This window comes from Novosphingobium sp. ERN07, from assembly GCF_012641335.1.
Classification (GTDB): domain Bacteria; phylum Pseudomonadota; class Alphaproteobacteria; order Sphingomonadales; family Sphingomonadaceae; genus Novosphingobium.
The window spans coordinates 212,569-233,076 of the sequence record NZ_JABAID010000002.1 but is presented as its reverse complement, the minus strand read 5'-3'; the positions used below and the strand labels follow the sequence as shown (position 1 = coordinate 233,076).

Annotated in this window: 23 protein-coding genes; 7 read left to right on the top strand and 16 right to left on the bottom strand. The window is 61.4% G+C overall.

Annotated elements, in window-relative coordinates; genetic code table 11:
• Positions 1-20: 20 nt before the first annotated feature.
• Positions 21-881 (top strand): hypothetical protein, encoded by an 861-nt coding sequence (locus HGI47_RS04290; protein ID WP_206065988.1) that lies wholly within the window; start codon positions 21-23, stop codon positions 879-881.
• Between the two features lie 27 nt (positions 882-908).
• Here HGI47_RS04290 and HGI47_RS04285 read toward each other — a convergent pair whose 3' ends face one another.
• The gene (locus tag HGI47_RS04285) at positions 909-1,697 is read right to left on the bottom strand and encodes a TSUP family transporter (RefSeq protein ID WP_168851557.1); all 789 of its coding nucleotides are present in this window, start codon (positions 1,695-1,697) and stop codon (positions 909-911) included.
• Positions 1,698-1,759: 62 nt separating this feature from the next.
• Here HGI47_RS04285 and tgt point away from each other — a divergent pair, with 62 nt between their 5' ends.
• Positions 1,760-2,884 (top strand): tRNA guanosine(34) transglycosylase Tgt, encoded by a 1,125-nt coding sequence (gene tgt, locus HGI47_RS04280; protein WP_168851556.1) that lies wholly within the window; start codon positions 1,760-1,762, stop codon positions 2,882-2,884.
• On the opposite strand, the gene HGI47_RS04275 is transcribed toward tgt, so the two are convergent.
• The 8 genes from HGI47_RS04275 to rpiB all read right to left on the bottom strand — a co-directional run bounded on the left by HGI47_RS04275 (position 2,881) and on the right by rpiB (position 7,690).
• The gene (locus HGI47_RS04275; protein WP_240949974.1) at positions 2,881-3,102 is read right to left on the bottom strand and encodes a hypothetical protein; all 222 of its coding nucleotides are present in this window, start codon (positions 3,100-3,102) and stop codon (positions 2,881-2,883) included. The two genes, tgt and HGI47_RS04275, sit on opposite strands and share 4 nt — an antisense overlap.
• Positions 3,103-3,226: 124 nt before the next feature.
• A complete protein-coding gene (gene rpsD / locus HGI47_RS04270; RefSeq protein ID WP_168851555.1) occupies positions 3,227-3,838 on the bottom strand; it encodes a 30S ribosomal protein S4 in 612 nt (203 codons plus the stop codon).
• Positions 3,839-4,041: 203 nt separating this feature from the next.
• Positions 4,042-4,797 (bottom strand): RNA methyltransferase, encoded by a 756-nt coding sequence (locus HGI47_RS04265; RefSeq protein WP_168851554.1) that lies wholly within the window; start codon positions 4,795-4,797, stop codon positions 4,042-4,044.
• Complete coding sequence (gene nrdR / locus HGI47_RS04260) at positions 4,794-5,285, bottom strand: transcriptional regulator NrdR (RefSeq protein ID WP_168851553.1); 492 nt, start codon at positions 5,283-5,285, stop codon at positions 4,794-4,796. Before nrdR ends, HGI47_RS04265 begins: the two co-directional genes overlap by 4 nt.
• Positions 5,285-5,683 carry a hypothetical protein gene (locus HGI47_RS04255; protein ID WP_206065987.1) on the bottom strand — a complete coding sequence of 133 codons (399 nt, stop codon included), beginning with the start codon at positions 5,681-5,683 and terminating at the stop codon, positions 5,285-5,287. The genes nrdR and HGI47_RS04255 overlap by 1 nt, the downstream gene beginning before the upstream one ends.
• A 33-nt stretch (positions 5,684-5,716) precedes the next feature.
• Positions 5,717-5,923 (bottom strand): hypothetical protein, encoded by a 207-nt coding sequence (locus HGI47_RS04250; RefSeq protein ID WP_168851551.1) that lies wholly within the window; start codon positions 5,921-5,923, stop codon positions 5,717-5,719.
• 4 nt (positions 5,924-5,927) lie between these two features.
• On the bottom strand, positions 5,928-7,238 hold the full coding sequence (gene glyA / locus HGI47_RS04245; protein WP_168851550.1) for a serine hydroxymethyltransferase: 1,311 nt from the start codon (positions 7,236-7,238) through the stop codon (positions 5,928-5,930).
• Between the two features lie 14 nt (positions 7,239-7,252).
• Positions 7,253-7,690 (bottom strand): ribose 5-phosphate isomerase B, encoded by a 438-nt coding sequence (gene rpiB, locus HGI47_RS04240; RefSeq protein WP_168851549.1) that lies wholly within the window; start codon positions 7,688-7,690, stop codon positions 7,253-7,255.
• A gap of 221 nt (positions 7,691-7,911) precedes the next feature.
• Between rpiB and HGI47_RS04235 the strand changes: the two genes are divergently transcribed.
• On the top strand, positions 7,912-9,204 hold the full coding sequence (locus HGI47_RS04235; protein ID WP_168851548.1) for a flavin-dependent oxidoreductase: 1,293 nt from the start codon (positions 7,912-7,914) through the stop codon (positions 9,202-9,204).
• Positions 9,201-9,656, top strand: a complete 456-nt coding sequence (locus tag HGI47_RS04230; RefSeq protein ID WP_168851547.1) for a DUF3237 domain-containing protein — start codon at positions 9,201-9,203, stop codon at positions 9,654-9,656. Before HGI47_RS04235 ends, HGI47_RS04230 begins: the two co-directional genes overlap by 4 nt.
• Before the next feature lie 9 nt (positions 9,657-9,665).
• Here HGI47_RS04230 and HGI47_RS04225 read toward each other — a convergent pair whose 3' ends face one another.
• Positions 9,666-10,124, bottom strand: a complete 459-nt coding sequence (locus tag HGI47_RS04225; RefSeq protein WP_168851546.1) for a MaoC family dehydratase — start codon at positions 10,122-10,124, stop codon at positions 9,666-9,668.
• Between the two features lie 52 nt (positions 10,125-10,176).
• Positions 10,177-11,277 (bottom strand): redox-regulated ATPase YchF, encoded by a 1,101-nt coding sequence (ychF, locus tag HGI47_RS04220; protein WP_168851545.1) that lies wholly within the window; start codon positions 11,275-11,277, stop codon positions 10,177-10,179.
• A gap of 94 nt (positions 11,278-11,371) precedes the next feature.
• On the opposite strand from ychF, the gene HGI47_RS04215 reads away from it, so the two are divergent.
• Entirely contained in the window at positions 11,372-12,889 is a 1,518-nt protein-coding gene (locus tag HGI47_RS04215; protein WP_168851544.1) for a tetratricopeptide repeat protein, read from the top strand.
• Positions 12,890-12,915: 26 nt separating this feature from the next.
• Here the strand turns inward: HGI47_RS04215 and HGI47_RS04210 are convergent, their stop codons facing one another.
• The 5 genes from HGI47_RS04210 to argJ all read right to left on the bottom strand — a co-directional run bounded on the left by HGI47_RS04210 (position 12,916) and on the right by argJ (position 17,012).
• Positions 12,916-13,362 carry a PEP-CTERM sorting domain-containing protein gene (locus HGI47_RS04210; RefSeq protein WP_168851543.1) on the bottom strand — a complete coding sequence of 149 codons (447 nt, stop codon included), beginning with the start codon at positions 13,360-13,362 and terminating at the stop codon, positions 12,916-12,918.
• A 170-nt stretch (positions 13,363-13,532) separates the two neighbouring features.
• Complete coding sequence (gene pth, locus HGI47_RS04205) at positions 13,533-14,102, bottom strand: aminoacyl-tRNA hydrolase (protein ID WP_168851542.1); 570 nt, start codon at positions 14,100-14,102, stop codon at positions 13,533-13,535.
• A 154-nt stretch (positions 14,103-14,256) separates the two neighbouring features.
• Positions 14,257-14,862, bottom strand: coding sequence for a 50S ribosomal protein L25/general stress protein Ctc (locus HGI47_RS04200; RefSeq protein WP_168851541.1), 606 nt, complete (start codon positions 14,860-14,862; stop codon positions 14,257-14,259).
• A gap of 123 nt (positions 14,863-14,985) precedes the next feature.
• Entirely contained in the window at positions 14,986-15,753 is a 768-nt protein-coding gene (locus HGI47_RS04195; RefSeq protein ID WP_206066010.1) for an inositol monophosphatase family protein, read from the bottom strand.
• 32 nt (positions 15,754-15,785) lie between these two features.
• Positions 15,786-17,012, bottom strand: coding sequence for a bifunctional glutamate N-acetyltransferase/amino-acid acetyltransferase ArgJ (gene argJ, locus HGI47_RS04190; protein WP_168851539.1), 1,227 nt, complete (start codon positions 17,010-17,012; stop codon positions 15,786-15,788).
• Between the two features lie 20 nt (positions 17,013-17,032).
• Between argJ and HGI47_RS04185 the strand changes: the two genes are divergently transcribed.
• Together HGI47_RS04185 and secA are read left to right on the top strand one after the other, a co-directional pair.
• Positions 17,033-17,389 (top strand): hypothetical protein, encoded by a 357-nt coding sequence (locus tag HGI47_RS04185; protein WP_168851538.1) that lies wholly within the window; start codon positions 17,033-17,035, stop codon positions 17,387-17,389.
• A gap of 106 nt (positions 17,390-17,495) precedes the next feature.
• The gene (gene secA / locus HGI47_RS04180) at positions 17,496-20,240 is read left to right on the top strand and encodes a preprotein translocase subunit SecA (protein WP_168851537.1); all 2,745 of its coding nucleotides are present in this window, start codon (positions 17,496-17,498) and stop codon (positions 20,238-20,240) included.
• The last annotated feature ends 268 nt before the right edge of the window (positions 20,241-20,508 follow it).

Here is a 20,508-nt window from a genome sequence, read left to right as displayed (position 1 = left end):
CAAGCCATGCCGGAGTTGATGTGCTGGGACGTTTGAAAAGCTGGCTTTCGGGCAATGGTGTGGCGAAGGCCGAAGACGACGCAGGCAAGCAGGTGGGATCAACCCCGCCTGCTTCGCGCGCGGTTGATGTCGGCTGGATTCTCGATACTGACAAAGCGCGGTTCATCTGGGCTGAACCGCGCCGCGTCCGTCGTGGCGATCCGCCGCCGCGCCATGCCAAGTCCGTGAACTATTGCCCCGGCGTGATCGATCACGAAGCCCGCCTGTTCGAGATCACATGCCCTATCGACCTGCGCCTGCGCTTCGCTCGCAACGAAAAGGGCGCGCCCGTTCTCGTCAATGCCGATGGCGACAAATCCACGATCCGCAACAAGCACCTGAACGCGATGATGGCGATGGTTTCGGAAAAGGAATGGCGGCACCCAGAACGGCCTGTCATCCAGATCATCACGCCCTATATTTTCCTCAGCGACGAACCCGTCTGGATGACCCAGATGCCGCCGTTCCTGCACTACCGCCCGGAACCCTGGCCCGGCGCGGTAATCGGCGGGCGCTTGCCGATCCATGTCTGGCAGCGCCCGCTGATGTGGGCTTTCGAATGGTACGATACCAAAAAGGAACTGGCACTGCGGCGCGGGGAGCCGTGGTTCTATGCCCGCTTCGAAGCGCACGATCCGACGCGGCCTCTACGCATGTTCGAGGCAGAGCGGACGCCTGAACTTGTCGAACATATGCAAGGGGCAAGCTCGGTCGCGAACTACGTCAACCAGACGTCGCAACTGTTCAAAGTGGCGCAGGAACGGCGTCCTGAACACCTGCTGGTACGCAAGCCGCGGGCCAAAACGGACGAGCCGCCAGCCGAGTGTCCCTATGATTCCTGATGTGCACCTAGATGCACCTAACTGCACCTAGGGGGCGGCAAACCACCCCCAGATGAGCCGAACCGTCAATCCGATGCTCACAACAACCAGCAGCGGGCGGATCATCTTTGCACCGAACTTTGTGGCGAAGTGCGAGCCGATCCATGCCCCCGTCATCGCGCCTGCACCCATGCACAAACCCAACACCCACATCGCCTGACCGCCGATGGTGAACACGATCACGCTGGCGATGTTGCTGGTGACGTTCAGATACTTCGTCAACCCCGTCGCCCGCGTCAGCCCCAACCCGCGCAGGCCGACCAATGTTGTCGCAAAGAACTGCCCCGCGCCCGGCCCGAAAAAGCCGTCATAGAATCCCACTCCCGCGCCGACCGGCATGTAACCGCGTTCGGAGAGGTGGCCGTGGCGGTCGTCGTCGGTCATGTTGGGCGAAAGCACGGTGTAGAGCGCGACGGCGATGAGGAGCGCGGGCACGACAAGCTTCAGTACATCGGCGCTAAGTCGCTGAATTGCCAGCGATCCTGCCATCGCGCCGACAAACACGATTAGGGCCGTCGGCGCGCTCTTGCGGAAGCTGAACAGGCCCGCTTTGTGGTAGCGCCATGTTGCCATCGCCGTGCCGCACATCGATTGCACCTTGTTTGTCCCAAGCACGACATGCGGCGGCAGCGGGGTGGATAGCAGCACCGGCATCATCACCAGCCCGCCGCCGCCCGCCACCGCGTCGATAAAGCCCGTCAGCACTGCCACGAGCGTCAGCGCGGGATAGAGCCAGAGGTCGAGCGTTACGGGATCGATCAGCAAAAAATGGGGCATTTGCGCCTCTTGGCGATTGCGCCTAAGGGCCGCAACATTCTTTTGGCCTGAGAAACCGCACGATGAACCGTTTTGCCTTCGATATCCACGCCACTGACGGCAAGGCCCGCACCGGCACGATCCGCATGATGCGCGGCGATATCCGCACGCCTGCCTTCATGCCGGTGGGCACGGCAGCGACGGTCAAGGCGATGAAGATGGAGGATGTGCGCGCGGCGGGGGCGGACATAATTCTTGGCAACACCTACCACCTGATGCTGCGGCCCGGTGCGGAGCGTGTGGCGCGGCTTGGCGGATTGCATAAGTTCGGGGGCTGGGACCGCCCGATCCTGACCGACAGCGGCGGCTATCAGGTGATGAGCCTTTCCGATCTGCGCAAGATCACCGAGGAAGGCGTGACCTTCGCCAGCCACCTTGATGGATCGCGTCACCTGTTAAGCCCCGAACGCTCGATGGAAATTCAGCGGCTGCTGGGGTCTGACATCGTGATGTGTTTCGACGAATGCCCCCGCGCCGATCAGCCGCGTGAGGTGATCGCCAAGTCGATGGAAATGTCGATGCGCTGGGCAAAGCGTAGTCGCGACGCCTTCGATGCTGGCGGCGAACATGCCGAACGGTCGGCCCTGTTCGGCATCCAGCAGGGCGCGCTGGATGAGGGACTGCGCAAGGCCAGCGCCGATGCGCTGATCGACGTGGGTTTTGATGGCTATGCTATCGGCGGCCTTGCCGTGGGTGAAGGGCAGGAAGCGATGTTCGCCACGCTGGACTTTGCGCCGCAGCAATTGCCTGCGGACCGTCCACGCTATCTGATGGGTGTGGGCAAGCCCGACGATCTGGTGGGCGCGGTGGAGCGCGGGGTCGATATGTTCGACTGTGTGCTGCCAACGCGATCTGGCCGCAACGGGCAGGCGTTTACGTGGAACGGCCCGCTCAACATGCGCAACGCCCGCCACGCCGAAGATACCCGCCCGCTGGACGAACGCTGCCCGTGCCCCGTCTGCACGAAATACAGCCGCGCCTATCTGCACCACCTGCACAAGTCGGGCGAGATGCTGGGGGCGATGCTGCTGACCGAACATAACCTGTGGTTCTACCAGCAGCTTATGGCCGGAATGCGTGCGGCAATTGCCGAGGGGCGCTTTGCGGCGTTCGCAGCGGATTTCCGGCGCGACTACTTCGCGCGTTAGGCCGCAATGCCCTCCGGCGGTCCAGCAACGACAGTACCGTCCACTTCAAGCCGCGTTTCCTTGTAGGGATAGAATGTGCCCGTGCGCGCATCGTAGAAGCCTGCGCCAATCGCGAAGGCCTGTTGCTGGGCGGTTATCAGATCGGGATACCATTTTCCGGTGCGGTGCGGGGTAACGAAGCGATAGTGCGTCATGCCCTGCCAATGGCCAAGGCGCATTTCAGTTCCACGACACGGCGCAAAACAGGGTGCAGAAATCCGAAATAACACGCTGTTTCCAAACGCGAAAAAGGCGGAGCTTGCGCCCCGCCTTTTCCTTGTTCGGTCAGTGATCCGAAACCGATCAGCGCGAATAGAATTCGACGACCAGATTGGGTTCCATCTTCACCGGATAGGGCACTTCGTCGAGCGTCGGAACGCGGGTGAAAGTGACCTTGTCGCCTTCGGCGGCGACGTAATCGGGAACTTCACGCTCAGGCAGAGTCTGCGCTTCAGCGATCAGGGCCATTTCCTTGGCCTTCTTGCCGAGGCTGATCACGTCACCGGGGCGAACGCGACGCGACGCGATGTTGCACTTCACGCCGTTCACATAGATGTGACCGTGCGAAACGACCTGACGGGCCGAGAAGATGGTCGGTGCGAACTTGGCGCGGTACACGACCATGTCGAGACGCTGTTCGAGCAGGCCGATCAGGTTCTGACCTGTATCGCCCTTCATCTTCGACGCTTCCTGATAGGTGCGCTTGAACTGCTTTTCGGTCACATCGCCGTAGTAGCCCTTGAGCTTCTGCTTGGCGCGGAGCTGGATGCCGAAGTCCGAGACCTTGCTCTTGCGGCGCTGGCCGTGCTGGCCGGGGCCATAGGAGCGACGGTTCACCGAGGACTTGGGACGGCCCCAGATGTTCTCGCCAAGACGGCGGTCAATTTTGTACTTGGATGCCTTGCGCTTGGACATGCGCTGCCTTTCAATTTGCAATGCACCGGCCACGTGGCTGATGCTTCTGGACCCGGAACCGCACCATCCGACCTGATATTCGGATGCGGCCACCGCTTCACCGGGTGTGCGAGGCCAATTGCGAAGCGCGGCCAAGAACAGAGATGCGATGTGTTGTCAAGGGGGATAGACTTGCAACGATAACTAGACGTGAGATTGGCGCCCTATTCCAGCGCGTCGCCGGGGCGGGAGCCAGGTTTGCGGCGCAGGGAGCTGAGGACGCCGCGAAAGGTGCGCAGTTCGAGGTGATTCCAGCCCGGCTTGGTCATCATCGTGCGCAGCGTGCGGCGCGTGGCGGTGGCGCGGGCGGCGGGTTCGAAATAGCCGCGCGGTTCCAGCAGGGTACAAAGCTGTTCGAACATGCCTTCGAATTCCTCCTGCGGGGCAGGTGGCAGCAGGTCTTCGACGGTGGGCTGCACCAGATCGACGTGCTTCGAAAACTCGTAGGCGCAGAGGATAACCGCCTGTGCGAGATTGAGCGAGCCGAATTCGGGATTGATCGGAACGGTGATGATTGCACGGGCAAGGGCCACGTCATCGGTTTCAAGGCCTGAACGTTCCGGCCCAAAGATGATCGCGCTGCGGCCCGTGGCGCCGATCACGTCCTTTGCGGCCTGTTCCGGCGTCAGCACGGGCTTGGTCACGCCGCGCTTGCGCACCGTGGTGGCATAGACGTGCGCACAATCGCTGACCGCATCGGCTAGCGTATCGAAGACCTGCGCCTGTTCCAGCACCACATCTGCTCCGGCGGCAGCAGGCCCGGCAGAAGGGTTGGGCCAGCCATCCCGAGGGCTGACGAGCCGCATCTCAACGAGGCCAAAATTGAGCATCGCGCGCGCCGCCTTGCCGATGTTTTCGCCAAGCTGCGGACGCACGAGAACGATTACGGGGCGCTTGTCTGAAGATGGCGTCCCGCTCATTCGCGCAGGCTTTCGCGGCGCTGCATTTCCTCTGCGCTCATTTCCTGAACGCTGCTGGCGAACTCTTCGAAATCGCGCGCTTCGGTGAAATCGCGATAGACGCTGGCGAAACGGATATAGGCAACGCTATCAAGCTGGCGCAGGCCTTCCATGACCATTTCGCCAATGGCTTTTGACGGCACTTCAGCATCGCCCATTGTTTCGATCTGGCGCTGGATGCCCGAAACAAGCTGGTCGAGCCGTTCCTGCGACACCGGACGTTTGCGGCAGGCGAGCGATACGGACTGTTCGATCTTCAGCCGATCAAACGGTTCACGGCGCTCCCCGCTTTTGACCACGACCACTTCGCGCAGTTGCACACGTTCGAACGTGGTGAAGCGCGCGCCGCAGCCTTCGCACTGGCGACGCCGGCGGATCGAGGTGTTGTCTTCGCTCGGCCGGCTGTCTTTTACCTGACTGTTATCGTGGGCACAGAACGGACACCTCATTATCCTGCACCTGCAACTGCGCTTTTCATATTCTCATTCGCTATACCCAACTCGGTTGCGTCTATCCAACCATCGGCAAACTGTTGAGTAATTACCTTGGCGAAGATGTTTCGTTTGCATTGGCCGTTCATACTCAGGACGCCGCGATAGGTATGGTCGAATCCAATCTCAATATCGTTCAAGCAGATGTTCGCGATCATATCTCCAACGACATCTTTAGGGCGGTGACCTTCAAAAACGATCCGACGCTCAAGGTCTTTTGAATGCTGGCGGACGGCGTGCCTAACTTTGCGTTGAATATCTTCCCAAGCACACTCTTGCGCAAAATCAGTGGCAAAGATGTCCAAAACTCTGAGGCACTGCTTTTCGTGCGAAGGCCGAAAGAGAAATCTGAACATCGCGTCGCCTTTGCTGACAACTGAATCAATTAATCAGCGCTTGATCCGCTGCCAGAAGGCAAAGCCCGCGCCCACGGCAAGGCCGAGGGGGATGGAAACGACCGGGAGAATCGCGCCTGCCACCGCCCCGATGGCCGCGCCGGTCAGCACCGGCTTGGTCGAGGGGTGGGCAAGGCCCTGCTTTGCCATGCCGGAGACTTCCTCTTTGGCACGGGCGGCGAGATCGTCCTGGTCGTTCATAGGCTTACAGCTCCGGGTAGATCGGGAACTGCGCGCAAAGCTCGGCCACACGGTCGCGCACGCGCTGTTCCACCTGACCATCGCCCTCTTCGCCGTTGCGCGCAAGGCCATCCACGACTTCAGCGATCAGTCCACCGATTTTGCGGAACTCTTCCTCGCGGAAGCCGCGCGTGGTGCCTGCGGGCGTGCCGAGGCGGATGCCCGATGTGACGAAGGGCGAACGCTTGTCGAACGGAACGCCGTTCTTGTTGCAAGTGAGCCATGCGCGATCGAGGCCCTTTTCAGCGGCCTTGCCGGTCACATCCTTGGCCGAGAGATCAACCAGCATAAGATGGTTGTCGGTGCCGCCTGAAACGATGCCGAGGCCAGCGTCTTTGAGGCTTTCGGCCAGCGCTTTGGCATTGGCAACGATCTGGTGGGCATAGGCCTTGAATTCGGGACGCAGCGCTTCACCGAAAGCCACGGCCTTTGCAGCGATGACGTGGACCAGCGGGCCGCCCTGCATACCGGGGAATACCGCCATGTTCACCTTCTTGGCGATGTCTTCGTCATTCGTCAGAACCACGCCCGAACGCGGGCCGCGCAGCGACTTGTGCGTGGTGGTCGTCACGACATGGGCGTGCGGGAAGGGCGAGGGGTGCGCGCCACCAGCAACGAGGCCGGAGATGTGCGACATATCGACCAGCAGCCATGCGCCCACTTCATCGGCAATGGCGCGGAACGCTTCCCAATCCCAGATGCGTGAATAGGCAGTGCCGCCTGCGATGATCAGCTTGGGCTTATGTTCGCGTGCAAGGCGGGCAACTTCTTCCATATCGATCTGGTGATCGTCGGCGCGGACGCCATAGGGAATGGGCTTGAACCACTTGCCGCTCATGTTCACGGGCGAACCGTGGGTCAGGTGGCCGCCCGAATTGAGATCGAGGCCCATGAAGCTGTCGCCCGGCTGCAGCAGAGCAAGGAACACGGCCTGATTCATCTGGCTGCCCGAATTGGGCTGCACATTGGCGAACTGGCAACCGAACAACTGCTTGGCACGTTCGATGGCCAGCGTTTCGACCACGTCGGCATATTCGCAGCCGCCGTAATAGCGCTTGCCCGGATAGCCTTCGGCATACTTGTTGGTGAAGACCGAACCGGTGGCATCGAGCACGGCGAGGCTGGTGATGTTCTCGCTGGCGATTAGTTCGATCTTGGTCTGCTGGCGCTTCAGCTCGCCACGGATTGCGGCGAATACTTCGGCGTCTGCGGTTTCGAGATGTTCGGTAAAGAAGCCGGCTTTACGGATTTCCGGCGCGGCGGTGGCGGTGGTCATCGGTTCTGGCTCCTTCAGAATGCGGGATTGGAAAGCTTTTCGACGCGGCCGGTGTGGCGGCCTCCGCCGAAGTCAGTGGATAGAAAAGCGTCGAGACAGGCCTTGGCCATGTCTTCACCCGTCAGGCGGGCGCCCATTGCGATCACGTTGGCATCGTTGTGTTCACGCGCAAGAGCGGCTGACAGCGGTTCGGATACCAGCGCGCAGCGGCAGGCAGGATCGCGGTTCACGGCGATGGAAATGCCGATGCCCGATCCGCACAGCGCAACGCCGCGTTCAGCGATGCCTTCGGCCACGACCGAGGCCAGCTTGTAGCCGTAATCGGGATAGTCCACCCGATCAGCGGTTTCGGGGCCGAGGTCTGCCACTTCATGCCCAAGCTCGATCAGATATTCGCGCAGGACGGCTTTCAGATCGACGGCGGCGTGGTCGGAGGCGATGGCGATACGCATGGGATCAGGTCTGTCCGGTTGCAGGCTGACGGGATTCGCAGCGCCAATAGGCTTTTGCAGCGCAACAAGCCACCGCAAATCGCCCGTCAAAATCCGCCCGTTGGGACAGATCGTAACACATGATGGCTTTGGATGCTCTGCGAGCGCTTGCACCGGACTAGGAGGCCCGCTAGGCGCGCGCGGTGGCGCTTTGGGCGCATTTCGAAGGAAGACTTAAGACGATGCGCCGTGATCATGTGGTTATTGCTGGTGGTGGCATCGGTGGTCTGGCGCTTGCGCTGACGCTGCATGAAATCGGCGTGCCTTGCACTGTGTTCGAAGGCGTGCGCGAATTGAAGCCGCTGGGCGTGGGGATCAACCTGCAGCCCAATGCGGTTCGCGAACTCGAAGACCTGGGCATTGGTGAAGCGGAGATGGACGCCGTGGGCATCCCGGCGCGCGAATGGGCGCTGGTCGGACTGAACGGGCGCGAGATCTATTCCGAACCGCGCGGGAAGCTGGCGGGCTATAACTGGCACCAGTATGCGGTGCATCGCGGTGCGTTCCACATGATGCTCTATCGCAAGGTGATCGAGCGTATGGGACCGGATGCCGTTCGGCTGGGCCACAAGGTGACCGGATACCGGCATGAAGCCGATGGTGGCGTGACTGCGCTGATAGAGACGGCGGCAGGCGTGCGCATCAAGGAACGCGGCGCGCTGCTGTTTGGCGCGGACGGCATTCATTCGAGCGTGCGCGCGCAGATGCACCCGAACCAACCGCCGATCCACTGGGGCGGCACGATCATGTGGCGCGGGACGGCCAAGGGCATGCCGATCCGCAGCGGATCTTCGTTCGTAGGGCTGGGCACAAGCCGCCACCGCGTGGTGATCTACCCGATCTCGCACCCGGATGCGGACGGGCTGGCGGACATCAACTGGATTGCGGAGCAAACTTACGACACCGACCACGACTGGTCGAAGTCAGGCTGGTTCCGCCCGGTGGAGCTTGCCGAGTTTGCAAGGGAGTTCGACGGCTTCGTCTACGACTGGCTCGATCTGCCCGCGCTGCTGGCGAAATCTGATGTGGCCTATGAAAACCCGATGATCGACCGCGATCCGCTGCCGACGTGGGTGGACGGGCCGGTGGCGTTGATGGGTGATGCGGCGCATCCGATGTATCCCACCGGGTCGAACGGCGCTTCGCAGGCGATCATCGATGCGCGCACTATCGGGCGCCTGATGGTCGAACAAGGCGTCACGGCGGATACGCTGGCCGCGTGGGATGCGGAGTTCTGCGGGCCGATAGGGCAAGTGGCCATGCGCAATCGCGGGGCCGGACCGTTCGGCTTGCTCAACATGGTGGACGACCGCTGCGGTGGCCAGTTCGAGAACATCGACGATGTCATCCCGGCGGCAGAGCGGAGCGCGTTCATGCTGGCCTATCAACAGGCGGCGGGCTTTGCCAAGGATCGGTTGAATGCCGCACCACGGACGATCCCGGCAGGAGCCAAAGTGGCGAGGGTGACCGCATGACCATCGGATTGACCCATGCGACCGACCTTGTGGTGGAACTTTCGCCCCCGCACGAAATGGGTGAATGCCCGGCAGGCGTGCGCCGCATCATCCCCATCGTAGGCGGAACGGCCGCGGGACCGCTGCTTGCGGGCCGCATCTTGCCGATTGGCGCAGACTGGCAAACGGTTTCACGCGAAGGCATTGCCGATCTCGACGCGCGCTATGCCGTCGAAACGGCGGACGGCGCGGTGATCGAGGTCGTAAGCCAGGGCGTGCGCCATGCCTCTGCCGAAGTTCACGCGCGGATTGCGAGCGGCGAGCAGGTTGATCCGGCAGAATATTACATGCGCACCGCGATCCGGCTTGAAAGCGGGCATCCGGCCTATTCGTGGGTCAACCGCGCGCTGTTCGTCGCGCGCGGCGGCAAGGTGGGCAACACGGTGCGGCTTTCGGTCTGGCGCGTGGACTGACCGACCCGTTCAGTCGCCACTCTCAGGATCGCGCACGCGAATGAGGCCGATGGACTTCATCGTCATCACCACCACGCCATCCTGATTGAAGACTTTCAGGTTCGACCGGAAACTGCCCATTTCTGGCCGCGATCCGCTGCGCTTCTTGTCGACGATCTGCGTCTCAACCGAAAGCGTATCGCCGGGATATACAGGCTTGAGCCAGCGAATTTCGTCCAACCCCGGCGAACCGAGGCCTGCCTGCTTCCGCTCTTTCAGGTTTTCGACCAGCATCGCCATCGTCATCGCGCAGGTATGCCACCCGCTGGCCGATAGCCGACCAAAATGCGTTTGCGCAGCCGCTTCGTCGCTGAGATGGAAAGGCTGCGGATCGTATTTCGAAGCGAAATCGATCACTTCGTCGCGCTTGACCGCATAGCTGCCAAAGCGCTGTACCGCGCCGGGTTCTATATCTTCGAAATACATCATCCGCGCAGCATGGCGCGCTGCGCGGCGATGTCAATCGGTCGGTTAAATCCGGTCAGACATTGAACTTGAAGTGCAGGACATCGCCGTCCTTCACCACATATTCCTTGCCTTCCTGACGCAGCTTGCCCGCATCGCGCGCGGCGCTTTCGCCGCCCAGTGCCACGAAATCATCGAAGGCGATGGTTTCGGCGCGGATGAAGCCGCGCTGCATGTCGGAGTGAATTTCACCAGCGGCTTCCGGGGCCTTGGCACCCAGATGCACGGTCCACGCGCGTGCTTCCTTGGGGCCGACAGTGAAGAAGGTGATGAGGTGCAGCAGATCATAGCCCGACCGGATCACGCGGGCGAGGCCGGTTTCATGCAGGCCCATTTCCTCAAGGAAAACGGTGCGCTCTTCGGCATCCATGCCAACCAGTTCGGCTTCGATGGCAGCCGAGACGATTACCGCGTTCGCGCCTTCGGCCTTGGCCTTTTCGAACACGCGCGCGGAGAATGCGTTGCCATTGGCGGCGCTTTCTTCCTCGACATTGCAGACATAGAGCACCGGCTTGGCGGTGAGCAACTGCGCTTGGCGGAAGACGCGCATTTCCTCGTCGTCCTTCGGCTGCGTCAGCCGCGCAGGCTTGCCTTCGCGCAGCAGTTCCAGCGCCTGCCCCAGAACCGAAGCGATGATCTTCGATTCCTTGTCACCCGCCTTGGCCTTCTTTTCAGCCGCTGGCACGCGCTTCTCAAGGCTTTCGAGGTCCGAGAGCATCAGTTCCGTCTCTACCGTTTCCGCATCGGAAATCGGATCGACCTTGTTGTCGACATGCTGGATATCGTCGTTTTCAAAGCAGCGCAGAACGTGGACGATGGCGTCCACTTCGCGGATATTGCCAAGGAACTGGTTGCCCAGACCTTCGCCCTTCGAAGCGCCGCGCACCAGCCCTGCGATATCCACAAAGCCAAGCTGCGTGGGGATGATCTTCTGGCTGCCGGCGATGGCGGCCAACTTGTCCAGACGCGGGTCGGGCACGCCGACGTTGCCGACGTTCGGCTCAATCGTGCAGAACGGATAGTTCGCCGCCTGCGCTGCCTGCGTTTCAGTCAGCGCGTTGAACAGCGTCGACTTGCCGACATTGGGAAGACCGACGATCCCGCAACGAAAACCCATTCTCAAACTCCTTGGTTGGCGGGGCATTTAGCGGGCGGGAAGGGATTTGGAAACCTTCACCGAAATTTCAGCATGAGGTGCGATTTTTCCGGCCATGAAGAAACATCTGCTGATTCTGTCCGCCGTGGCGCTGCTGGGTGCCTGTGGTGAAAATGCCGACCAGAAAATTGCCCGCGCGCGCCAGGAAATTGCCGAAATGCGGCTTGGGGCGGCAAAGGTCGATCTGTCTGCCGCTCTTGCCGAAAAGGGCGACGATCCGGCGCTGCTGCGGATGCTTGCCGCCGTGCAATTGCGCATGGGTGACGGCGACGGAGCCGACGCCACGGCAGCGCGAATGGAACGCGCCGGGCTAAAAGGTGCCGAACTCACGCTGATCCGCGCCGAAGCGGCAGTGCTGCGCGGTCGCGCTGAAGATGCCCTGGCGCTGGTGGCACAGGATAATTCACCAACGGCATGGCGCATCCGGGCCTCATCCAAGCTGGCTTTGAAAGACCCGGAAGGCGCACTTGCGGCGCTTCGTCAGGGCGCTGCGGCGGGCAACGATGCGCTGCTGCTGCGCGATTATGCCAAGTTTCTGACCGAATCCGGCGATCTGGATGGCGCAGCGCAGCAGGTGGCCACGCTGGATCGTATTGCCCCCGATGGCTATGATGCGCCGATGCTAAAGGCTGATATCGCCGCGCGCCGTGGCCGCATGGCCGAAGCGCACGCCGTGCTGGCCAAACTGGCGGAACGCTACCCCGCCGTGGTGGAACCGTGGGTCGCGCGGGCCGAAATTTATGACATGGAAGGCAAGCTGGACGAGGCGATCAGCATGACCGCCAAGGCAGCGGATATCGCGCCAACAGACCCGCGCGTGGTGGCGCTGCAAGTGCAGTTCGCTTCGATGAAGGGCGATTGGGAAAAGGTTCGCGAAACGCTTGCCGATCAGGAAAGCACGCTCGACCCGCTGTCTACCAACGGGCTGACTTATGCGGAGGCGATGCTGCGGTTGAACCATCCCGAACAGGCACGCGCGATGTTTCAGCGTGCCGTCACGCGATCACCCAACAATCCCTATTCGCGGCTGATGCTGGCGCAAGCGCAAATGGCCACGGGCGATGCCGTTGCGGCCTATGCCACGGTCAAGCCGTTGTCGGATAGTCTGCTCGCCGGCCCGCCCGAACTGGAACTGGCGGAAATGGCCGCGCGCGCCATCGAAAGCCCCGATGCCGGTCGGCTTGCCCAGCGACTGGCAGCAGCAAAGGCCGGAACATCACAAGGGCTTGTCCGTCAGGGCGAAAAGGCGCTGGCGACGCAAGACTGGAATGCCGCTGCCGCCGCTTACGGACAATTGGCCGCGATGGGTGATGATGCCGAAGTGATGAAGCGGTTGGCGATGGCTTTGAGCCATCTTGGGCGCACCGATGAAGCGATCAAGGCCGCAGACCGCGCCCGCGCGCTGAAACCTGAAGATCCCGATACGACTTATATGGCAGGCTACGTGCGGGCTGCTGGTGGCAAGGATACTGCCACAGGCATTGCCTTGCTCAAACAAGCGAGCGAGGCTGCACCACAGAACGTAACGTTCCGGCGCAGCCTCGCTCGATTTTCCGTAGCGCAGGGAGGCTGAGTTAAGCCTCCCCTGATCGTTCCGGCTCAGGCGCGCGGCTTGACCTTGCGCGAGCGGGCAAAGCCAACGCCCAGCAGGCCCAGAGCCATCATGCCCAGCATACCGGGTTCGGGAACAGCGGTGCCGCCGGTGGTCGTGCCACCCGTCGTGGTGCCGCCCGTGGTGGTGGTTCCACCGGTGGTCGTGCCGCCAGTCGTCGTACCGCCGGTGGTCGTTCCACCTGTTGTCGTGCCACCGGTGGTGGTGCCGCCAGTCGTGGTGCCACCCGTGGTGGTTCCGCCGGTCGTCGTGCCGCCAGTCGTCGTGCCGCCGGTGGTGGTTCCACCCGTGCTGGTGCCACCGCACTGGCCAGCGTGGCCGCAGTTGCAATAGTGCTTGTGCGTCAGCGTCGTCCACCACGTGGCGTGGGCCGGCGTGGCCATCGCGGTGCCGAGTGCGACCGTAGCGATCGCGGTGAGAACCTTCTTCGTCATGTTAACCTCCACACCCTGGAACTTGGTTGACGCAATACACAGCAAGTGCCGTGCCAACTTCGTGAAATCAGGGGTTTCGATGGTTAACGAAGGTTTTCAGATGAACGATATGTCAGGAAGTTCGACAGTTTTCGGTTTCTGAAGTGTTTCTCAGACGGTCCGTATTTGCGTCAGCCCTGTTGGCGCAGCGCCACATCGGACATGAAGCGCACGTCATCGCGCTTGGTGAGCCAATCGGCCTCCGATGCAATTGCGCCAAGCATCTCAATCAGATCGTCCTGTTCAGCCTTGGCAAAGTTGCCCAGCACGTATCCGGTGACCCGGTCCTTGTGGCCGGGATGGCCGATGCCAAGCCGCACGCGGCGGAAATCCGCGCCAAGGTGCTGATCGATGGAGCGAAGGCCGTTGTGCCCGGCGGTGCCGCCGCCCTGCTTCACCTTGACCTTGAATGGTGCAAGATCGAGTTCGTCGTGGAATACCGTCAGTGCATCAAGGCCAAGCTTGTAGAAGCGCATCGCCTCTCCCACCGAACGCCCGCTTTCATTCATGAACGTGGCGGGCTTTAGCAGCAGCACTTTCTGCGTGCCGATGCGGCCTTCCTGCAACCAGCCCTGAAACTTCTTCTGGACCGGCCCAAAGTTGTGGACCTCGGCAAGGGTATCGAGCGCCATAAAGCCCACGTTGTGGCGATGGAGTGCATATTGCGGTCCGGGATTTCCGAGGCCGACCCAGAGTTGCATTTGCGATAGTCCTTCGTTGCCGTGCGAACGCGCTCTGGCAGATTACGCCAATCAAAAAAAGAACCCCTCCCGCGCAAAGCGGAAGGGGCTGCTTTTTCGGGCCTGCCGAAGCAGAACCAAGGTTGGCTATCAGCCTTCCTTCGCAAGCAGGGCCTCAGCCCTCCTTGGTGGTGTCGCCTTCTTCGCTCTTCAACGAGGAGGGGGCCACGATCGTTGCGATGGTGAAATCGCGGTCGGTGATCGCGGGCTTCACGCCTGCAGGAAGCGTGACGGCGCTGATGTGGATGGAATCGCCCACTTCATAGCCCGAAACGTCGACGATGATATCATCGGGGATCGAATCCGGCGCGCAGATCATTTCCAGCTCGTGACGGACGACGTTGAGGATGCCGCCCTTCTTGAGGCCGGGTGCCTTTTCTTCGTTGATGAAGGCCACCGGCACGTTCACGTGAACGACCGAGTCCTTCGAAACGCGCAAGAAGTCTGCGTGCTGCGGACGATCGGTCACCGGGTGGAAGGCGACATCCTTGGGAAGGGTGCGGACGGTCTTGTCGCCAACAGTGAGCTCGACAACCGAGTTGAAGAAGTGGCCGGTGCCCAGCGCCTTTGCGAGCGCCTTTTCTTCCAGATGGATCGCAACCGGTTCTTCGTTGCCGCCATAGATCACGGCGGGGGTGCGGCCTTCGCGACGCAGTGCACGGGAGGCTCCCTTGCCTGCCCGATCGCGCGTCTCAGCCGACAGCGTAAGCGTCTCGCTCATATGTCAGTACCTTCCAAGAATGCGTTGTTTCAAATCTTCCGCCGCCACGCCTCCAGGGATGACCATGCCGGGGAAGCGGCGGCCCTTAGCGGTTTTGCCGGGAAATGCAAGGCGGGAGTGGTGTTACAGGCGCGTAAGGCGCTCTGCCATGTCGTCAAACAGGGCAGGGCTGGCCGCACCGATCAGGCCGGGTTCGAGATGGCGGTCAACCCGGTAGGGTGAACCATCAGGCCGCGCGGCCTTGCCGCCCGCCTCGTTCAGGAACAGAACCCCGGCGGCATGGTCCCACGCAAAGGTGCGTTCGAACAGCGAAACGTCGTTCTGGCCAAGGCCAATGCGAGGATATTGCTCGGCAGCGCAGCGCGGAATATCGACCAATGTGTAGTGCGGAGCGATGTGTTCCATCAGCGCGGCACGCTTGGATTTGTCGACGAATACCAGTGATATGGCGGCAATAGGCTTGCTTGCGCCGCTGGTGCGTGCGGTCAGGCGTTCGCCGTTGACCCATGCGCCTTGGCCGCGATGTGCAGTGCACAGGCGGCCAGTCAGCGGATCGTATATCCAGCCCGCCACGGCCTCACCTTTTTCAGCCAGAGCGATAAGGATGCCGAAAGGGGGCTTGCCTACGGCGTAGTTGTTGGTGCCGTCCAATGGATCGATGATCCAGCACAGGCTGTCTGACAGGCGCTCGAAGATCGCCGGGTCGGCGTGGGCGGCTTCTTCACCAACGATGGCCGCTTCGGGCAGGATCTTTGCCAGCCCTTCGGCCAGCATGACCTCGCTTTCTGTGTCGGCAATGGTTACGACATCATCGGCAGCCTTGTTGGTCACCGCATCGGTGCCAAGGCGCTGGTAGTGCTTGAGCAGCGTTTTCTCCGCCGTATCGCGCATCAGCGCGGCCACGGCAGTGTCGAGCGCGCGTGTCACGACCGATAATCGGCGTTGATCGAGATATAGCCGTGGGTCAGGTCGCAGGTCCAGACAGTGGCAGTGCCTTCACCAAGGCCGAGATCGACCTCGATGGAAATGTCACGCCCTTTCAGGTGCTTGGCGACGGGAGCTTCGTCATAGTCTGAAAGAGGCTGGCCATCGCGCGCGGCCCATGTGCCGCCAAAGCCGATGGACAGCTTGTCACGATCCGCTGGTTCGCCCGCTTTGCCGACGGCCATGACGACGCGGCCCCAGTTGGCGTCCTCCCCGGCGATGGCAGTTTTTACCAACGGCGAATTGGCGATGGCGAGGCCGACCTTGCGGGCGCTTTCGTCCGAAACCGCGCCGCTGATGCTGACCGCGATGAACTTCTGCGCACCTTCGCCATCGCGCACGACGAGGTGGGCAAGCTGGCGGCAGACGTCTTCAAGCGCGGCGGCGAAGGCATCCGCGCCGGGGCTGTCGAAACCGGTCAGGACTTCATTTCCGGCCTTGCCGGTGGCGAAGGCCAGAACGGTGTCGCTGGTGGAGGTGTCGCTATCTACCGTGATGCAGGAGAAGGTGCGGCGGTTGGCGGCGGACAGACATTCCTGAAGGAATTCAGGGCTTACCGCCGCGTCGGTGAAGACATAGCCGAGCATCGTGGCCATATCCGGCGCGATCATTCCGCTGCCTTTGATGATGGCTCCTAAAGTGCACCTAGATGCACCTAGCTGCACAGAGGCGCACACACCCTTGGCAAAAGTGTCCGTTGTGCCAATGGTTTGCGCCGCAACCTGCCAGTCGCAAGGTTCGGCCAGCAGCGCCGCTTCGATCCCGGCGCGGGCCTTGTCTTTTGGCAGCGGAACGCCGATCACGCCGGTCGAGGAAACGAACACTTCCTCCTTCGCGCAGCCGAGGTGCGTGGCGACCTGCTCCATGATCTGCTCCACCGCCTCGCGCCCGCGATAACCGGTGAAGGCGTTGGAATTGCCAGCGTTCACCACCACCGCGCGCGCTGCGCCTTGGGCGACGTTTTGGCGCCCAAGTTCGACTTCGGAAGAGCAGCACACGTTGCGCGTGAAAACGCCTGCAACCGCAGTGCCTTGCGCCAATTCAACGTATGTCAGGTCGCAGCGGCCCCAGTCCTTGTACCCGGCGCGGGCAACGCGTGGGGTAACGCCCGCGATGGCGGGGATGGCGGGGAAGGGCGTGGCGAGCGGGGAGATGGCGTCGGACATGCGACTAGCGCCTAGCGTGCGTGAGAGCGGGGTTCAACTGCTCCATCGCGGTGAACAGTTGCGTTTTCGTGATGGACGAATGCGGCCTTAGTGCCTATCTCCTTCCCGCGATGCGCATTTTGCTTGCTCTTCTGGCCATGATTACGGGCCTTTCGTTGCCGGAGGTGGCCGTAGCCATCTCTCGCGCGGAAGTGGCCGAGGCCGGGATGGCGGCAGGAACTTCGGCTTCGACGGAACGGCGGCAGCAGCGCTGCGCCGGTCGGGGCGGAGCTGTTCCGCAAAAGCGCACGAGCGCCCGCCGCAAGACGGTGTGGCTTCCCGCCCCGGCACTGATCCGGCCCTGCGGCATTCAATTGAGCGACCGCGCGCGCGAATAGCGCGCCGTTCACGCATATCCTTTTTCGGCAAGTCCTTTGCCTGCCGTGGTGCACTGAGCGTGTGCCCGATCCCCTACACTACAGATTCGACAGGAAAATTTCGCCTATGTTCGGCTCCATCGCCAAGGCCTTTTTCGGTTCCTCCAACGACCGTTACGTCAAATCTCTGGACAAGATCGTCCGCCAGATCGCAGCGTTCGAACCCCACTTGCAGGCGCTTTCCGATGAGGAACTGGCCGCGCAGACGCCCAAGTTCCGCGAAATGCTGGCCAATGGCAGCACGCTGGACGATATTCTCCCTGAAGCGTTTGCCACCGTGCGCGAAGCATCGGTGCGCACGCTGGGCATGCGCCACTTCGACGTGCAGATGATCGGCGGTATCGTGCTGCATCGCGGTGAAATTGCCGAAATGCGCACGGGTGAAGGCAAGACGCTGGTGGCGACGCTGGCGGTTTATCTGAACGCGCTGGAAGGCAAGGGCGTTCATGTGGTGACCGTGAACGATTACCTCGCCCGCCGCGACGCCGAGACGATGGGCGTGCTGTATAAATTCCTTGGCCTGACGGTGGGCGTGATCGTGCCTAACCTGGGCGAGGAGCAGCGCCGCGAGGCTTACAACTCCGACATCACATATGCCACCAACAACGAGTTGGGCTTCGATTACCTGCGCGACAACATGAAGCACACGCGCGAGAACATGGTGCATCGCCCGTTCAACTTCTCGATCGTCGACGAAGTGGACTCGATCCTGATCGACGAAGCACGCACGCCGCTGATCATTTCCGGCCCGACAGACGACAAGAGCGAGCTGTACGTTTCGGTCGATGCCATCGTGAAGCAGATCGGGTCTGACCTGTACGAGGCGGATGAGAAGACGAAGAACATCACGCTGACCGAAGATGGCGTGGAATGGGTTGAGCGCGCGTTTGAAGAAGCCGGGCTGCTGGTCGGGTCCAACCTCTATGATGTCGAGAACACGATGGTGGTTCACCATCTGGATCAGGCGCTGAAGGCCAATGTCATGTTCAAGCGTGACATCGACTACATCGTCAAGGACGACAAGGTCGTCATCATCGACGAGTTCACTGGCCGCATGATGGATGGCCGGCGCTGGTCCAATGGCTTGCACCAGGCGGTGGAAGCCAAGGAAGGCGTGCGGATCGAGCCTGAAAACCAGACGATGGCATCGATCACGTTCCAGAACTACTTCCGCATGTACCCCAAGATTTCGGGCATGACCGGCACTGCGGCAACCGAAGCGCCGGAATTCTTCGACATCTACAAGATGAACGTCGTTTCGATCCCGACCAACGTGCCGGTTCAGCGCGTGGACGAGGAAGACGAGTTCTACAAGAACACGATGGACAAGTTTGCCGCCATCGCCAAGCTGATCCGCGAGCGGTACGAGAATGGACAGCCGGTGCTGGTGGGCACGGTTTCCATCGAGAAATCGGAACTGCTTTCGGACTTCCTGCAGAAGGAAGGTGTGAAGCACAACGTGCTGAACGCCCGTTTCCACGAGATGGAAGCGCATATCGTGGCGCAGGCGGGCCGCCTTGGCGCGGTGACAATCGCCACCAACATGGCCGGGCGCGGCACCGACATTCAGTTGGGCGGCAATGTGGAGTTCCGCATCGAGGACGAATTGCGCGATGTGCCGGAAGGGGCAGAGCGCGATGCTGGTATCGCGCGGATAAAGGCGGAAGTGGCTGAAGAGAAGGCGAAGGTTCTGGCTGCCGGCGGCCTTTGCGTGATCGGCACCGAACGGCACGAAAGCCGCCGTATCGACAACCAGTTGCGCGGGCGTTCGGGCCGTCAGGGCGACCCCGGCATGAGCAAGTTTTACTTGTGCCTTGAAGACGATCTGTTGCGCATCTTCGGGCCGGACACGCTGTTTGCCCGCATGATGAACAACAACCTTGCCGATGGTGAGGCGATTGGTTCGAAGTGGCTGTCGAAGGCCATCGAGACGGCGCAGAAGAAGGTTGAGGCGCGCAACTACGATATTCGCAAGCAGGTTGTCGAATACGACGACGTGATGAACGACCAGCGCAAGGTGATTTACGAACAGCGCGCCGACATCATGGATGCCGAAGCGGTGGACGATGTGGTGACAGATATGCGCCACGATACCGTGAATGCCATCGTGGGCGATGCCTGCCCCCCGGGATCCTATCCCGAACAGTGGGACGTTGTGGGCCTGAAGGCGCGTCTGGCCGATGTGCTGGGCATGGACATTCCGCTGGAGGACTGGATGCAGGAAGAGGCCATCGAGCCTGACATGATTGAGGAGCGCATTCAGACGCTTGCCGACGAAAAGATGGACGTGAAGATTACCGAGGTCGACGCCAATGCCTGGCGTGGGCTGGAGAAGTCGATCCTGCTCGAACGGCTTGACCATCACTGGAAGGAACACCTCGCCACGCTCGACGCACTGCGGCAGGTGGTATTCCTGCGCGCCTATGCGCAGAAGACACCGATCAACGAATACAAGCAGGAAGCATTCGGCCTGTTCGAAAAGATGCTCGACGCGATCCGTGAGGATGTGACGCGCATCCTGATGACCAGCGAAATTCGCCTGCGCCCGATGGACGATTTCGAATTGCCGGAATTGCCTGATTTCCTGACCAGCCACATCGATCCGTTTACCGGAGAGAACGACGCGACACTGCTGGCCCCAGCGCCAGCGATGTTCGGCGCTTTGCCCCCGCAGGTGGGCGGATCGCTTTCCGCAGGGGTTGCTGCTGGAGCGGTTGCCGATCCCTATGCCGCGATGGGCATCAGCCGGAATGCACCGTGCCCATGCGGGTCGGGGCAGAAATACAAGCACTGCCACGGCGTGGCTGCCTGATCACGTTCGTCTGATTGAGGATATCCGATGCTCCGGGCCGCAAGATTTGCGCGGGACGGAGCGTCGGACCTTGCATTTTCCTCACAGATTACGGCCGTAAGCTATTGATCTGCGATGGAGGTTTCTGCGTCGCCGGTTTGCCGGATTGTTTCTGCCGGTGATTGCTGCCACGGCATTTGGTGCTAGAGTATCAACGATAAGCATAAACAAGAACGGGGTCGCGCAATCTTAGAAGCCTGAGGGGGCGCGTGCGCGATGAAGTTGCGAT